This is a genomic window from Polynucleobacter sp. AP-Jannik-300A-C4, assembly GCF_018688335.1.
Taxonomy (GTDB): domain Bacteria; phylum Pseudomonadota; class Gammaproteobacteria; order Burkholderiales; family Burkholderiaceae; genus Polynucleobacter.
The window spans coordinates 1552297-1568638 of sequence record NZ_CP061316.1; the positions used below are offsets into that span (position 1 = coordinate 1552297).

Annotated in this window: 12 protein-coding genes and 1 pseudogene; 7 read left to right on the forward strand and 6 right to left on the reverse strand. The window is 43.7% G+C overall.

Going from position 1 to position 16342, the window contains the following annotated elements:
- Window positions 1-4 precede the first annotated feature (4 nt).
- The 5 genes from FD975_RS08185 to FD975_RS08205 are packed head-to-tail and all read right to left on the reverse strand — an operon-like array spanning window position 5 to window position 5839.
- Entirely contained in the window at window positions 5-1189 is a 1185-nt protein-coding gene (locus FD975_RS08185; RefSeq protein WP_215301773.1) for a phosphoglycerate kinase, read from the reverse strand.
- Window positions 1186-1854, reverse strand: a complete 669-nt coding sequence (locus FD975_RS08190; RefSeq protein WP_215301774.1) for an HAD-IA family hydrolase — start codon at window positions 1852-1854, stop codon at window positions 1186-1188. The genes FD975_RS08185 and FD975_RS08190 overlap by 4 nt, the downstream gene beginning before the upstream one ends.
- Window positions 1855-1869: 15 nt before the next feature.
- Window positions 1870-3861, reverse strand: a complete 1992-nt coding sequence (tkt, locus tag FD975_RS08195; RefSeq protein WP_215301775.1) for a transketolase — start codon at window positions 3859-3861, stop codon at window positions 1870-1872.
- A 22-nt stretch (window positions 3862-3883) separates the two neighbouring features.
- A complete protein-coding gene (locus tag FD975_RS08200) occupies window positions 3884-4756 on the reverse strand; it encodes a phosphoribulokinase (RefSeq protein WP_215301776.1) in 873 nt (290 codons plus the stop codon).
- A 21-nt stretch (window positions 4757-4777) separates the two neighbouring features.
- Window positions 4778-5839: a class 1 fructose-bisphosphatase gene (locus FD975_RS08205; RefSeq protein ID WP_215301778.1), complete on the reverse strand. Its 1062-nt coding sequence runs from the start codon at window positions 5837-5839 to the stop codon at window positions 4778-4780.
- 110 nt (window positions 5840-5949) lie between these two features.
- Between FD975_RS08205 and FD975_RS08210 the strand changes: the two genes are divergently transcribed.
- From FD975_RS08210 to FD975_RS08240, 7 genes and pseudogenes are all read left to right on the forward strand, one after another.
- Complete coding sequence (locus FD975_RS08210) at window positions 5950-6861, forward strand: LysR family transcriptional regulator (RefSeq protein WP_215301780.1); 912 nt, start codon at window positions 5950-5952, stop codon at window positions 6859-6861.
- A gap of 119 nt (window positions 6862-6980) precedes the next feature.
- Complete coding sequence (locus tag FD975_RS08215) at window positions 6981-8360, forward strand: ribulose-bisphosphate carboxylase (RefSeq protein ID WP_215301781.1); 1380 nt, start codon at window positions 6981-6983, stop codon at window positions 8358-8360.
- An 85-nt stretch (window positions 8361-8445) separates the two neighbouring features.
- Window positions 8446-9249 (forward strand): CbbQ/NirQ/NorQ/GpvN family protein, encoded by an 804-nt coding sequence (locus FD975_RS08220; protein ID WP_215301783.1) that lies wholly within the window; start codon window positions 8446-8448, stop codon window positions 9247-9249.
- Between the two features lie 7 nt (window positions 9250-9256).
- Window positions 9257-11521, forward strand: a complete 2265-nt coding sequence (locus FD975_RS08225; protein ID WP_215301785.1) for a nitric oxide reductase activation protein NorD — start codon at window positions 9257-9259, stop codon at window positions 11519-11521.
- A 20-nt stretch (window positions 11522-11541) separates the two neighbouring features.
- A complete protein-coding gene (locus tag FD975_RS08230; protein WP_215301786.1) occupies window positions 11542-12828 on the forward strand; it encodes an NAD(P)/FAD-dependent oxidoreductase in 1287 nt (428 codons plus the stop codon).
- Window positions 12829-12838: 10 nt separating this feature from the next.
- Entirely contained in the window at window positions 12839-13507 is a 669-nt protein-coding gene (locus tag FD975_RS08235) for a response regulator transcription factor (protein WP_215301788.1), read from the forward strand.
- A 300-nt stretch (window positions 13508-13807) separates the two neighbouring features.
- Window positions 13808-14157: pseudogene (locus FD975_RS08240) on the forward strand (DUF3147 family protein).
- 943 nt (window positions 14158-15100) lie between these two features.
- Here the strand turns inward: FD975_RS08240 and FD975_RS08245 are convergent.
- Entirely contained in the window at window positions 15101-16219 is a 1119-nt protein-coding gene (locus FD975_RS08245; protein WP_215301790.1) for an MFS transporter, read from the reverse strand.
- Window positions 16220-16342: the final 123 nt, after the last annotated feature.

Below are 16342 nucleotides of genomic sequence, written 5' to 3' on the forward strand. Positions count from 1 at the left end.
TAATTTATTGTGTTGCTCTTTTAACCAAGATATCTACCGCCGGCAAAGTCTTTCCCTCTAGAAACTCTAGAAAAGCACCTCCACCTGTTGATATGTAATCGATTTGATTAGCAATTTGATACTTACTAATCGCTGCTAAGGTATCGCCACCACCACCAACTGTAAAAGCTGGTGAATGAGCAATTGCAGCAGCTAGCATTTTGGTTCCTCCTCCAAACTGCTCAATCTCAAATACACCTACAGGACCATTCCAAACAATCGTTCCTGCGTTTGAAATAATCATCGCTAACTTTGCTGCAGTTCGAGGTCCAATATCTAAAATCATGTCGTCAGATTGAACCTCCTCTGCCATCACCTTATTAGCTCGTGCATGTGAAGAGAATTCATTAGCAACAATCACATCCGTAGGAATAGGTACTTCGGCACCACGCCTAGCCATGATCTCCATAATCTCGCGAGCTTCATCTAGTAAATCAGGCTCTGCTAGTGATTTGCCAATCGGCAAGCCCTTGGCCAACATAAAGGTGTTAGCAATTCCACCGCCGACAATAAGTTGATCAACTTTTTCTGCAAGGGACTTGAGAATGGTGAGTTTAGTAGAGACTTTTGATCCCGCCACAATTGCCACTAAAGGGCGTTTTGGACTTTGAAAGGCATGAGTTAAGGCATCGAGTTCAGCCGCCATTAAGGGGCCAGCACAAGCAATTGGTGCATATTGCGCAAGCCCATAGGTAGTTGCCTCAGCGCGATGTGCAGTACCAAATGCATCATTCACATAAACATCACACAAGGCTGCCATCTTTTTAGCTAAGCCATCATCATTCTTTTTTTCGCCGATATTGATTCGACAGTTTTCTAGTAACACCACTTCACCTGGGTTCACTTTGACACTATTTTCGACCCAGTTACTAATTAGCGAAACTTTACGCCCCAACAAATCAGCGATTCTTAATGCAATTGGGCCCAAGGTTTCTTCTGCATTCAACTCACCCTCGACAGGCCTACCTAAATGAGATGTGACCATCACAGCAGCGCCTTGGGATAGCGCGTATTCAATCGCAGGAATGGATGCCTTGATACGAGTGTCATCCATGATGACGCCGACATCATTTTGGGGCACATTGAGATCAGCCCGGATAAATACACGCTTACCCTTTAAATCAACATCCGACATCCTAAGAAATTTCATTGGATTCCTCGGAAGTAATTAGGAACATCAGATATATCAGGGACCAACCGATCTGGGTCAGCCATTGAAATCGGACGGCCATGGTTATAACCGTATGGGACTGCCCAGCAAACTACGCCTGCAGCTTTAGCTGTAGCGACGTCAATCTCTGAATCACCGACAAAAAGACTATTACCCGGGGAAGATCGAAGAGTATGAATACAATGTTCGATGACGCCGGGGTGGGGTTTTTTAAAGGGTAGCGTATCGCCACTGATCACCATATCGAAATATTGATTGAGTTCGTATTTTTGCAAAATACGCTCTGTAAATTTCGTTTCTTTATTGGTTATGATTGCCTGCTTGATCCCTATAGATTTGACCTTCTGAAGAGTCTCTATTACTTTGGGGAAAAACTGACTAGAAGTTCCAGCGGTATCTCCGTAATGAATCATAAATCGATGCATTACCTCAGACCAAGGAACTGATTTATTGGCAATATGAATCGCATTAGCAGCCCAAGCTTGCTCCATAAGCCAGCCTGTTCCATGCCCAATCCAGCGTCGCACATCTGCCTCATCAACATGTCTGCAAGAAAAATCTTCTAGAGTTAGATTGACCGCTTGAGTAATTTCAGTGGCGGTATCTAACAGCGTACCATCAAGGTCATACATCACTAAAGACATGTGGACTCCTATTTCTTATACGCTAGCGACTAATCGATCAACAGTAATGCCTAGTAGCTCATATACCGCTGGTGCAGGAGCCGACTCGCCAAAACGATTAATCCCAATGACTTCACCCTCTAGGCCTACATACTTACGCCAAAAATCAGGATGACCAGCTTCTATTGCAATTCGCTTAATTCCTTTTGGCAAAACATGCTCCTTCCAGGCAGCGTCTTGCTCGTCAAACAAAGCGGTGCATGGCATAGATACCACTCGCACATGACGGCCCATTGCCTGTAAGCTTTCTTGGGCCTGCATTGCCAGACTTACTTCGGAACCAGTAGCAATAAAAACGGCTTCTGGCGCACCCGCACAATCAGAGAGTACATACCCCCCCTTCAAGATATCTTGGGCTTGAGCACGAGTGCTCGAGTACTGAGGAAGGTTTTGGCGCGATAAAAATAATGCTGCAGGACCGTTCTTGCGCTCCACCGCTTCAATCCAAGCAACTGCAGTCTCAAAACCGTCACATGGACGCCATAAATGGAGGCCCGGAATTAAACGCAGGCTGGAAGCATGTTCAATAGGTTGATGCGTTGGTCCATCTTCCCCCAATCCAATCGAATCATGGGTTAATACATAAATGACCCGTTGCTTCATGAGCGCACTCATGCGCATGCCATTTCTGGCATAGTCAGAAAAAACAGCAAAGGTACCACCATAAGGAATTAAACCGCGGTGTAATGCGATGCCATTCATAATGGCGCTCATGCCAAACTCTCGGACGCCATAAGAGAGGTAATTAATATCTTCGTCTTGATGGTTATGCCAAGCCTTACTGGTTTTTCCAGCAGTTAAATTTGACCCAGTCAAATCCGCTGACCCACCCAAAAGTTCTGGAACGCCAGCAACTAGAATATCCAATGCCTGCTGTGATGATTTTCGACTAGCAGTTGGAGCGGTAATTGATTTAGCCAATTCCAAAAGAGCAGCTTTAGTCTGAGGCCAATCAAGTGGTAGCTCCTCTTGCATTGTCCTAGTAAATTCAGCGGCCAGCTCTGGAAATGCACTTGCATAGGCACTCAATTTCTGACTCCAAGCTGCTTGCGATTCTTGTCCATCCTTAACTGCACTCCATGCAGAACGAATATCTTCCGGAATCTCAAAAGCAGCGTGAGGCCAAGCAAGCTTCTCCCTAGTTGCTGCAGTCTCTTTTTCACCCAAAGGCGCACCGTGCACATCATGTGTGCCGGCCATATTAGGTGAACCCCAACCAATTGTTGTCTTGCAAATAATCAGAGTCGGCTGCTTTGATTGTTGCTGCGCTTGAATGATAGCCTTCTGAATTTGTTCAGAATCATGTCCATCGATTGGGCCAATCACATTCCAGCCATAAGACTTAAAGCGCATAACTGTATCGTCTTTGAACCAGCCCTCTACATGCCCGTCGATTGAAATACCATTGTCGTCATAGAAGCAGATGAGCTTATTAAGGCCCCATACACCTGCCAGGGAACATGCCTCATGGCTAATTCCCTCCATTAAGCAACCATCACCCATAAAAGCATATGTTCGGTGATCGATAATTTCATGCTGAGGTTTATTAAACCGTTTGGCTAGGATCTTTTCCGCTAATGCCATACCAATTGCGTTAGCTATACCTTGCCCTAAAGGACCAGTAGTAGTCTCTACGCCAGGTGTCATATCAACTTCTGGATGGCCTGCAGTAATGCTATGCAATTGGCGAAAATTCTTAATATCCTCAATGCTGACTGCATAGCCAGTTAAATGGAGCAAGGAATACAACAGCATTGATCCGTGACCATTAGAGAGAATGAAGCGATCACGGTTAGGCCAACGAGGATCTGCGGGATTGTGTTTTAAATGCTTTCGCCACAACACTTCAGCAATATCAGCCATACCCATCGGCGCACCAGGATGGCCTGATTTAGACTTTTCTACCGCGTCAATTGATAAAAAGCGGATCGCATTAGCTAAGGTTTTATCTTGGATGGTGGAGGCCATATTTGCTTTCTATATTGTGAAGTTATGCTCTACGCTTTAAATCCATTAAACGCAAAATCATTGGCGTAAATATCAATTGCATTGCTAAACCCATCTTTCCACCAGGAATAACTAAAGTATTAGGCCGCGTCATCATTGAGCCGCCAAGCATAGAAATTAAATATGGGAAATCAATACCCTTGGGATTAGCAAAACGAATGACCACCATGCTTTCATCGGCACTCGGAATATCTTTAGCAATAAAAGGGTTGGATGTATCAACAGTAGGAACGCGTTGAAAATTGACATGCGTTTTAGAAAATTGCGGGCAGATATGCTTCATGTAATCTGGCATACGGCGCAAGATGGTATCTACAACTGCATCTTGTGAATATCCTCGCATATTCTGATCGCGATGGAGTTTTTGAATCCATTCCAAATTGATAATTGGCACAACGCCCACCAATAGGTCTACATGTTTTGCAACATTGACACCATCTCCTACATAGGCGCCATGCAGGCCTTCATAAAAAAGTAGATCTGAGCCAGCATCCATCTCTCTCCAGGGTGTAAAAGTGCCTGGCTCTTGCTTGAACTCAGCTCCTTCAGCAGCATCGTGAATATATTTGCGATATTTACCTAGTCCAGTTTCACCAAAAGTCTTAAAGATTTCTTCAAGCTCTGCTAATAAATTAGCCTCAGGGCCAAAATGACTAAAGTGATTATTGCCGCTAGCAATTTCATGCTTCATTTGCTCACGCATTGACATGCGATCGTAGCGGTGCATTGAATCACCCTCCAAGACCTGCGCTTTAATGCCATCACGCCTGAAAATATGTTGAAAGCTTTTCATCACAGTCGTAGTTCCAGCACCCGATGACCCTGTTACAGCAACAATTGGAAATTTAATGGACATATAAAACCCCTGGCGAATAAATTAACGGTATAAAGAGCGATCACTAAATAGTGGCGACGAGTATTTGTCATCAGAACCGCTATCGTATTCACGGTGATACTTCTCAATACGCTCAACTTCATTACGAGATCCCACAACAACAGGGATACGCTGGTGAATGTTTTCGGGTTGCACATCCATAATTCGCACCCTTCCCGTAGAACCCAGTCCACCAGCCTGCTCAATGACAAAACTCATGGGGTTAGCTTCATACATCAAGCGCAAGCGGCCAGGACGAGATAAATCTTTAGTATCTTTGGGGTACATAAAAACACCACCTCGCATTAATATGCGATGCACGTCGGCGACCATGCTCGCAATCCAGCGCATATTAAAGTCTCGACCGCGAATATCTGTTTTCCCAGCCTTACATTCAGCTACGTAGCGATGAATAGGCGGCTCCCAGAAACGCTCGTTACTGGTATTGATTGCAAACTCGCTAGTCTCTTCTGGAATTTGAATATTGGCGTGCGTCAACACAAAATTTCCGACTTCACGATCTAGCGTAAATCCATGAGTACCTTTACCAACGGTAATCACCAGCATAGTTGATGGACCATAAATTGCATAACCTGCTGCCAATTGCTTTGTGCCTGGCTGAAGGTAATCAGCCATCTCGGGCTCTCTTCCCTTTGGTGCCTCAAGAATTGAAAAGATGGATCCCACTGATACATTCACATCAATATTGGATGAACCATCCAATGGATCGAAGACAGCTAAAAATGGACCGCGTTTTTCTGGATCGCTGACCGTAATTGGCTCATCATTCTCTTCGGATGCCAATCCAGCAATCAAACCTCCATATTGGAATGTATTAATAAAAGCCTGATCAGACAAAACGTCCAATTTTTTCTGGGTCTCACCTTGAATATTTTCAGTTTCCAGGCTGCCCAAAATATCAGCCAACCCACCTTTGGCCGTCATTGAGGAAATCGCTTTGACAGCTGCCGCGACGTCTACCAATAAAGCTGCTAAATCGCTTTTTCCTTCAGCCTGTAACTGTTGGATTAAGAATTTTGATAATGTAGTCCGGCCTAAATGCATGCCAATTCCCCTTGCAATAACGTGGTCATGAATTCAATGTAGTGATAGAAAACCATAAAATCCAATCACTAATATTTACTTATTCATCAGGTTTGGCTGATAATTGGCAAATGCGACCATACACCCTAAAACAAATCAATACATTCATTGAAGTTGCCAAGGAAAAGTCTATTTCCAAGGCGGCTGATAACCTTTATGTCACCCAGCCAGCTATTTCCATGCAAATTAAGCAGTTGGAAGATGTTTTTGGCCTCCCATTACTAGAGCCAGTAGGCAGAAATATTCAGCTAACCAGCGCTGGCAAGGCCTTTTTAGAGCAAGCCTTGACGGTTGCATCTGAACTAAAAGATCTGGAAGCACTCATGGCTGGGCATCGAAACCTAGGAGGTGGCGTCATTTACCTTGGAATTGTGAGCACTACAAAATACTTCGTACCCATGCTTTTGGTCGAATTTCGTAAACTTTTTCCAGGCATCGAAGTCATCTTGAAGATCGATAACCGGGAAAATATCCTCGGCATGCTGGCCAGAAATGAAGTGGACCTAGTCATTATGGGCAGAGTCCCCCAAGAAATGGATTGCGAGGCAGTTCCATTTGTAACCAATCCAATGGCCATCGTCTCCAGCCCTAGCCATCCTTTTTCACGGCGCAAGCAATTGGCGTTTAAAGATCTTGAGGGACAAGAGTTCGTGGTTAGAGAGCTAGGTTCAGGCACTCGCCAGGCCATGGAAAGACTGTTTCGGGAAAATCAGACTGAATTGACAATTGCCATGGAAATGCCCAGTAATGAAACTATTAAACAGGCAGTCATGGCAGGTATGGGGATGAGTTTTCTATCCCTGCGAACAGTAAGACATGAAATGAGCACTGGTCATATAGCCCTTTTAGATATCGTCGGTCTTCCTCATGTGGGTCATTGGTACATCACGCACAGGGTACAAAAAAAGCTTTCCCCTGCTGCCAAAGCTTTTAAAGAATTTGTTATTGAGCAAGGAGGTCCAAGAATTAATGTCTGGGCTTAATATAAGTTTTTTCTTATGCTTTATTAAAAATAAATGAATATTTCTTATATTATTTCCTTCGTATAGTTTGATCAAGGGGCTTACCTGCCCATATCAAACCAAATGAATGGAGATAAGAAATGGATCAATCGAATCGCTATGCTGACCTAAGCCTCAAAGAAGAGGACTTAATCAAAAACGGGAAGCATATCCTCGTTGCCTACAAAATGAAGCCGAAATCTGGCCATGGCTACCTAGAAGCTGCAGCGCACTTCGCGGCAGAATCCTCCACCGGAACCAACGTTGAAGTCAGCACAACTGACGACTTCACTAGAGGCGTAGATGCTTTGGTGTATCACATCGATGAAGCCACTGAAGATATGCGCATTGCATACCCAATTGATCTCTTCGATCGCAATATTACCGATGGCCGCATGATGCTAGTGTCATTTCTGACTCTAGCCATTGGTAACAACCAAGGCATGGGTGATATTGAGCACGCAAAGATCCATGACTTTTATGTACCTGAGCGCGTAATTCAATTATTTGACGGTCCCGCAAAAGATATCTCTGACTTATGGCGCATCTTAGGTCGACCAATTAAAGATGGCGGCTATATTGCCGGCACAATTATTAAACCTAAGCTTGGCTTGCGCCCCGAACCATTTGCTCAAGCTGCCTATCAATTTTGGCTTGGTGGCGATTTCATTAAGAATGATGAGCCACAAGGTAATCAAGTTTTCTGCCCTTTGAAAAAGGTAATGCCGCTAGTTGCAGATGCAATGAAGCGCGCTCAAGATGAGACTGGCGAAGCCAAATTATTTTCTGCAAACATCACCGCCGATGATCATTACGAAATGTGCGCTCGCGCAGATTACATTCTTGAGACTTTTGGGCCTGATGCCGATAAGGTTGCTTTCTTAGTAGATGGCTATGTTGGCGGTCCAGGCATGATTACTACAGCACGACGTCAATACCCAAACCAATATCTTCACTACCATCGTGCAGGTCACGGAGCCGTTACTTCGCCTTCTGCAAAAAGGGGTTATACCGCTTTTGTATTGGCGAAGATGTCACGCCTACAAGGTGCATCAGGTATCCACGTAGGTACGATGGGCTTTGGCAAGATGGAAGGTGAGAATGATGACAAGATCATTGCTTACATGATTGAACGTGATGAGGCTCAAGGGCCTGTTTATTTCCAAAAATGGTATGGCATGAAGCCGACCACCCCTATTATTTCTGGGGGCATGAATGCATTACGCCTCCCCGCTTTCTTCAAGAACTTAGGTCACGGTAACGTCATTAATACAGCCGGTGGTGGTGCTTATGGGCATATTGATTCGCCAGCTGCAGGCGCTATTTCATTGCGTCAATCTTACGAGTGCTGGAAGTCTGGCGCAGATCCGATTCAATTTGCAAAAGAGCATAAAGAGTTTGCAAGAGCTTTTGAATCATTCCCTGGTGATGCCGATAAGATTTATCCAGGATGGCGTGAGAAATTGAGTACACATAAGTAATCTGTTTTAATTAGTCCACGCTATCAGTTCTTTTCTATAACCAATCACAAAGCCTCCTTAGGCTTTGTGAACTAGAAAGATCACCATGTCAGAAGCGCAACAGTACCGCATCAAAACCCAGCCTTTTTACCAGCCTCAGGCAAATGAAATTGCGCTCTATGAGGCTGCATATCAGGCACGCTTACCTGTGATGTTGAAAGGTCCTACAGGTTGCGGCAAATCTCGATTTGTGGAATACATGGCTTGGAAATTGAATAAGCCATTAATCACTGTAGCCTGCAACGAGGATATGACGGCCTCTGATTTGCTAGGGCGCTATTTACTTGAATCCAATGGCACTCGCTGGCTTGATGGACCACTCACAAGTGCAGTCAGAATGGGTGCTATTTGCTATCTCGATGAGGTGGTTGAGGCTAGACAAGACACTACGGTTGTTATTCACCCCTTAACAGATCACCGTAGACAATTACCCCTTGATAAACGCGGGGAGTTAATCGAGGCGCACCCCGATTTTCAATTAGTGATTTCCTACAATCCGGGCTATCAAAGCTTAATGAAGGATCTAAAGCAATCTACCAAACAACGCTTTGTTGGCTTTAATTTTGATTACCCCGCGCAAGATGTGGAGGCAAATATCATCTCCTCCGAAACCGGCATCGATTTGGAAACCGCACAAAAACTTAGTCAAATTGCGTTGGTTGCTCGCAAATTGAAAGGTCATGGTTTAGATGAAGGGATTTCTACGCGGCTATTGGTCTACGCTGCTAGCCTCATTAAGTTGGGCATCAATCCTCGTGATGCCAGCCTCATGGCAATGGTACGTCCAGTCACGGACGATGAAGACATTAGCGCAACTCTAGAGCATGCCATTGATGCAATCTTTGCATAGTTAAATCATGGAAGCGCTTCCCTCAAATTCATCTCTTGAGTTGCATCAACTCAGGGTGAAATTGGACAGCCGCTTTCCACAAGTAGACGATGTCTTTGAGGAGTGTATTAAAGAAGCTAAAGCAGTACTAAGCCCCTTGGGAATAGAGCAGTATATTGAGCAAGCCCGTTTTCTTGGCAAGATGGGTAGAGGCGTTGAGCCGATGATAATTTTCTTACAAGAGTGGCCTCAAACAGCGAATATCCTAGGCGAAAAGTCTCTTGAGTGCATCAAAGAAACTATCCACGCAATTTGGAAGTCTCCAAATGGCAGTGCAATTACGGCATTTTTAGAGTCTTTACCTGCAATATCGAGGCGACTACCTTCAGAAGATCTTCTAAAGGAATATCTTGCAGTAACGGTTGATCTTATGAACCGCACCAGCACATCGATACATGGGATACATAAAACCTATGCAAGCCCCAGCTTGGTAGACTTTATTCAACACTCACCTCAGTTGTTAGGTGTGATGAGTATTTCTGGAATAAAAAAATGGGTTGATTATGGTGTCCGTAACTACCACCACCATCCAGAAAACCAAAGAGCATTTTTTCAACTCAAATCTTCTGATAGCAAGGCAGTGATGCAGCGTGAGCGAAGCGGAACCTTGCTTGTTGATAACACCCGCAAACTTGATCTCTATCTATTGGGCCTTTGGAATGAAACAGAATTGTTGGTGCCCTACCCAACGGGGATAAACGAATCCCTAATACATGCGCCCTATTATGACCATGCAGGAATTCGACTACCTGATGTATACGAAGATTTAAACGAAATCCCAGGAATTGATCGCTATCGGGCAACGCTGGCACATATGGCAGGGCATCGCACCTGGAGCATCCCCATTTTTGCGGATAACTTTAGCCCTCTTCAAAGACTAGCAGTTGAGTTTATTGAGGACGCACGAATTGATTTTCTGATCATTAAGCAATATCCAGGATTAGAAAAATTATTACTATCCCTACACCCCAAACCAATTGAAGGTGAATGCGACCCACAATCGCACTCCTGCATTCGTCATCGCTTAGCAATGCTTTCGCGAGCAATTATTGATATAAACCATGGCTACCAAGATGCTGAGATACGGCACTATTCAGAAAAAATTCGAAAGTTATTGGCAAAAGAGGATTTGAGCACTCAAGAAGTTCTTAATATCGCCCTTTCTTATGTAGCAAAAACCAGATTGCAAAGTGATCAGCTGCCTCAGACTTACTTTAAAGATACTGAAATTAGCTATCGAGACGATAACCGACATCTGTGGAAATTTTATGAACTCAGTGACGACGAGGAACAATTTGACTTAAAGACTACTGCGGACTCGGCAGAAGAAATTCAAGCACTACCGCCACGACACTACTCTGAATGGGATTACACCAGTCAAACCTACAGGCCTGATTGGGTCAGTCTATATGAGGGATTGCATCCTGCAGGTGATCCACGTGAGATTGACCAAATTCTGGAGAAACATTCAGCCTTAGCGAAACGACTTAAGCGTCTTTTTGATTTATTGAAACCACAGAATCAAGTTCGCATTCGTTATCAAGAAGAAGGTGATGAATTGGATTTAGATGTTGCTCTACGATCATTAATTGATCTAAAGAGCGGCAATCAACCTGACTTACGCATCAATATGAGCCATAAGACAAATGGACGAAGTATTGCCGTTATGCTCTTGCTGGACTTATCAGAATCTTTGAATGCGAAAATTGAGTCCTCCAATCAATCCATATTAGAGCTGAGTCAGGAAGCAGTCGCCCTCTTTGCTAGCTCCATCGATACATTGGGCGATCCATTTGCTATCGCTGGATTTCACTCTAACTCACGACATGATGTCAACTACCTCCACATCAAAGGCTATAGTGAATCCTGGAATGACGATGTAAAAGGAAGGCTTGCTAACTTAAACGCCAAGCACTCCACTCGCATGGGTGCGGCTATGAGACATGCGGCGCACTATCTCAATGGTCAATCCGCAGATAAAAAATTGATGATTGTTCTAACTGATGGAGAGCCTTCAGATATAGATGTAATTGATGAGAATGTACTAATTCAAGATGCACGGCAAGCCGTAATTGAGCTAGATCACATGGGTATATTCACTTACTGCATAAACTTAGACCAAAATGCCGATCAATATGTAGGAAATATTTTCGGCAAGCAATTTACAGTGATTGATCATATTGAAAAACTACCTGAGCAGCTGCCACGATTGTTTATGGCGCTTACTCGTTAAATAATGCGGAGAATGTATTTATGGCGCATATAGCGATTATTGGAGCTGGCGTGGGCGGCATGCCTGCAGCATATGAACTAAGGGCACTTCTTTCCAAAGAACATCGCATCACAGTAGTCAGTGCTGTTGATTATTTTCAATTCACCCCCTCTAATCCTTGGGTTGCCGTAGGATGGCGAGATCGAAACAGTATTACGTTAAAAATTAAACCTCTCCTTGAATGCAAAGGTATTGAATTTATTTCTAAGCCCGTCTCAAAAATTGAAGCTGAGAACAATATCCTGATATTGTCTGACGGAACGCCAGAGGAGCAAGCCCTACCCTATGACTATCTCATCATCACAACAGGTCCCAAACTGAGCTTTGATGAAGTTCCGGGAGCTGGGCCACATGGTGGCCATACCCACTCGATTTGCACGGTTGATCATGCCGAGAGTTTTTGGAAAGACTACCAAGAGTTTCTCAAAAATCCAGGGCCGATAGTAATTGGTGCCATGCCAGGAGCCAGCTGCTTTGGGCCTGCTTATGAATTTGCATTTATTGTTGATGCAGATTTACGTAAGCGTAAGTTACGTCATAAGGTACCTATGACCTATGTCACTAGCGAGCCCTATATTGGCCACCTCGGTCTTGGCGGTGTTGGTGATAGCAAGTCTATGCTCGAATCCGAAATGCGCAATCATGACATCAAGTGGATCACCAATGCTAAAACGCATAAGATTGAAGAAGGCAAGCTGTTTACAACGCAATTAGATGATTTGGGCACCCCTTATAAAGAGCATGAGGTTCCATTCAAATTATCAATGATGCTGCCAGCATTTAAAGGGATAGATGCGGTGGCTGCAGTACCCAATTTATGTAACCCTCGCGGGTTTGTTTTTATTGACGATCATCAAAGAAGTAAGGCCTATCAAAATATCTATGCAGCTGGAGTATGCGTTGCCATTCCGCCTGTGGAGGTGACGCCAGTAGCTACAGGCGCCCCAAAAACTGGCTACATGATTGAAACAATGGTTACTGCTATTACCCATAATATTGCCTCCGATCTCGCTGGAGAACCAGCAACTGCAAAAGGCACTTGGCATGCAATTTGTTTAGCGGACATGGGTGATACAGGCGCAGCATTTGTAGCATTACCTCAAATTCCACCGCGTAATGTGAACTGGTTCAAAAAGGGGAAATGGGTTCATTTAGCCAAGATTGCCTTTGAGAAATACTTTATTCGGAAAATGAAAACTGGTAACTCAGAGCCCATTTATGAGAAGTATGTATTGAAATTATTGGGCATTGAGCGCCTAAGCAAATAATGGTGATGCCATGCTAGCAACAGAAACATTGAAAAATAAATCGGTCGTTTATGTAATCGATAATGATCAGACTATTCGCGAATCATTCTCCCTTTTATTGGGTGAAAATGGTTATGCTGTAAGTTGCCATGAAAATGCAGAATCTTTCTTAAGTTCTCTAGATGCAACCAAGCAACTCTCTATCAGCTGCGCCCTTTTAGATGTCAATCTAAGCAATTTATCGGGTATTGATTTGCAAAGGACGCTAATTAATAAAGGCATCAATCTTCCGCTTGCCTTTGTTACAGGCAGCAGTGAAGTTGCAACAGCAGTAGCAGCCCTAAAACAAGGTGCATTTGACTATATTCAAAAGCCTATTCAAAAAGATGTCTTATGCAACCTGGTTGCTGAGATGCTTTTCAAAGCCCATTTGGATAGGCAGAAATTCGCAGAGGCCAATGCCATAAAGGCATTATTTAAAACTCTCACATCACGAGAAATACAAATTTTAGAGCTTGTTGTTGCGGGAAGAAGCAATAAACAAATTGGCCTAGAACTAAATATATCAATTAAAACAGTTGAGCAGCATAGGTCTAATATTATGGAAAAGTTGCAAGTAAAAAGACCTTCCGGACTATTGCATTTAGTATTTAAATACCAAAAATCACTACCCCACAACCAAACTAATTACACCCCCTAAAATTCACATTAATAAAAGGGCAAGTCAGTAAATACTGATGGCAAATCACCACAATCGATGAAGCAAAATAAACCCGCTGAAAAACTTAGTCCCGAAGCTCTAGCTGAATGTCTTAAGCAATGACCGCATGATTCCATTGAAGGTGTGGCCGCTCATAGCAAGAGACAGCTAGATCAATGGGGATCAAACAATCTGAATCAAAGAAAGTAGTTCACATACATACGTATATACGCATATATGTGTAATGTCGTTTTAAACGACATTCCTATACTGAAGTAGGCCCACAGAATAAAGGCTTCCATGGCTTGGATCATCACCAAATATCTCCTAACTGCAGGAATGGTTGTATTCATTTCTGAAGTTGCCAAGAGAAGCGATAGGCTGGGCGGCTTTATTGCGGCATTGCCACTAATGGCCGTTTTAACTTTGGTATGGCTGTACGTAGAAAACCAGCCTGAGGAAAAGATAGCCAATCATGCCTATTACACATTTTGGTATGTGCTTCCAACCTGCCTATGTTTCTATTGTTTCCATACCTACTTCCAAGGCTGGGGTTTTGGATGACTATGGGAGCTTGCGTAGTGGCAACTTTTATCTGCTTTAGCTTATTTGCTTTACTGATGAAAGGTTTTGGAATTAATCTGCTTTAGGCAATGACAGTTATTGGCCGATAGCAGACCCACAACCGTTACTTAAAGTAACACTCAAATGACAAAACCCCCACCATTGCTGATGAGGGTTTTTTCTGGTGGGCCCACCAGGACTTGAACCTGGGACCAAAGGATTCCGGTTTGTGTAGCTTTCACTACTCCCTGGACTATGCCTTCATCATATCGATTGCTCGACTTAGATGGGTGCCGTCTAGTCTCTACACCTTCAACAGCACTTTCACGCTGAAGCTTGGCTCGGCGTTAGCTTGTGCAGCTTTTGGCTACATTTAGCTTTCTCCGAATTTGACACCATCCCTTATGCAGTTTCCACGCATAAGGCACAACTTTCGCTATGAGTCCTCTGCTCTAACCAACTGAGCTATGGGCCCTAAAACTGTTTTTACTACACACCTTGCTGCTGGTGTTTACCGCTTCAAAACCACACTAAAACCGCATTTACTACACACCATGAAAAAAGCTCTGGTGTGTAAGCGGTGTGTAGTGAATTTATACCGCCTAATTCACCACTAACCTCTTGAATCTATTGAGGTCTTTGTTACAAGACCCCTTGGGCTTCTTTCTTATGAGAGCAGACATCCAAAGAAAACCACTAGGATTTCAAGAGCTTACGTCTCCTGTTTATCGGTGTGTGAGTATTTGTGTGACTAGATTAAAAAGATCACAAGAAATATTAATTCAGTCATTGGCATTCAAAACCAAAGGATTTTTGGAGCAACCATCTAACACCTCGTTTCTCTAAAGTTCTTTTTTTGAAGATTGATAAGCGTTTCTTTAAGCAACACTTAAGAGGCATGACTCTTGGAGAGAAATCAAAATCCGTTAGCCAATTTCTAAAAAAATTACTGTCACATTGTGTTGAAGAGGTAGCCATGATGACTCTTCGAATTATTCACCCTAACAACTTCGGCACATCGCATGTTTATTAACTAGGCTTTGAAAGTCGATTCAGAAAAATGAGTCCCAACACAGGACCTGGCAGCAATAGCCAGGTGATGTATTGATTCATAAATGGCAAGACTACGGTACTGATTTGAATTGAGATCATCGTTATCGTAAAGCCAACTGCATTTTGAATAGTAAGTGCAGTACCGACAATCTCGGGCGGGCATGCTTGTGCTGATAGCGCTGAAAATTGTGGCGAATCAGCGACGACACTCATTCCCCAAATAGCCCAAAAGAGAATTTGTGCCCATAACGGTAATCCAGAAATCCACGGATACAGTAGACAACAAATGCCCGATAGCGCCAAAGCTGTTGAGGCAACTTTCACCCCCCCAATAGATTTGCTAAGTTGCCCTCCAAGAAAGCAGCCAATTGCACCAATCCCGATTATAGAGAATGCTAGCCCCGATAAATGAATGGGATTTTGAATTGAATAGGTGCTAGCAATCAGAAATGGCACAAGTGCCCAGAATGCATAGAGCTCCCACATGTGACCGAAATATCCCAAAGCAGATCGACGATATTCTGAAATTGCAAAGAGTTCACGAAAGCCGCTTAGCTTGACTCGTGAAGCACCACCTAATTTAAGGTGGGGGCCATCTCCGAGCCAGAAAATCATCACCATTGCAACCAGAGCAAAGAAGGAAGATAAAAGAATAACCTCTTGCCAAGGCCAATCGACACCGAAGTAACGGGTAGCATGCGGAATTGCTGTTCCCAGCGTTAGCATTCCGACCAATTGGGCAATGCGCGAGCTCGCTTTTTGGGGGTCCCAAGTCATGATGAGCTTCATACCAATTGGATAGATTCCGGCCAAACAAATTCCAACTAAAAAGCGTAAGCAAGAACCTACCAAAATACCGTCAGCCCAGACAGCAAATGCAGCGTTAAACAATGCCCCAAGTAGAGCACATGCAGCAAAAAGATGGCTGGGCTTGTACCGATCTGCTATCCCACTTAAGGCAAAGACCAAAGTACCTGACACAAAACCGAGTTGCACAGCATTGGTAAGGATGCCTATGCCTGCAAGATTGGTGTTCCACGAATCTATTAAATTGTCAGCCACTCCATTGATGGAAAACCACAAAGAGGTACCCATCAACTCCGCAATCACTATCAATAGTGAGGCTAAATTAGGACTTATGGGTCGAGAAGTTGTCGTATTAGTCAAATGAGGATAAAAAAATTAGGGGTAGTCGAAGCACCTTCATTATGTTACGAC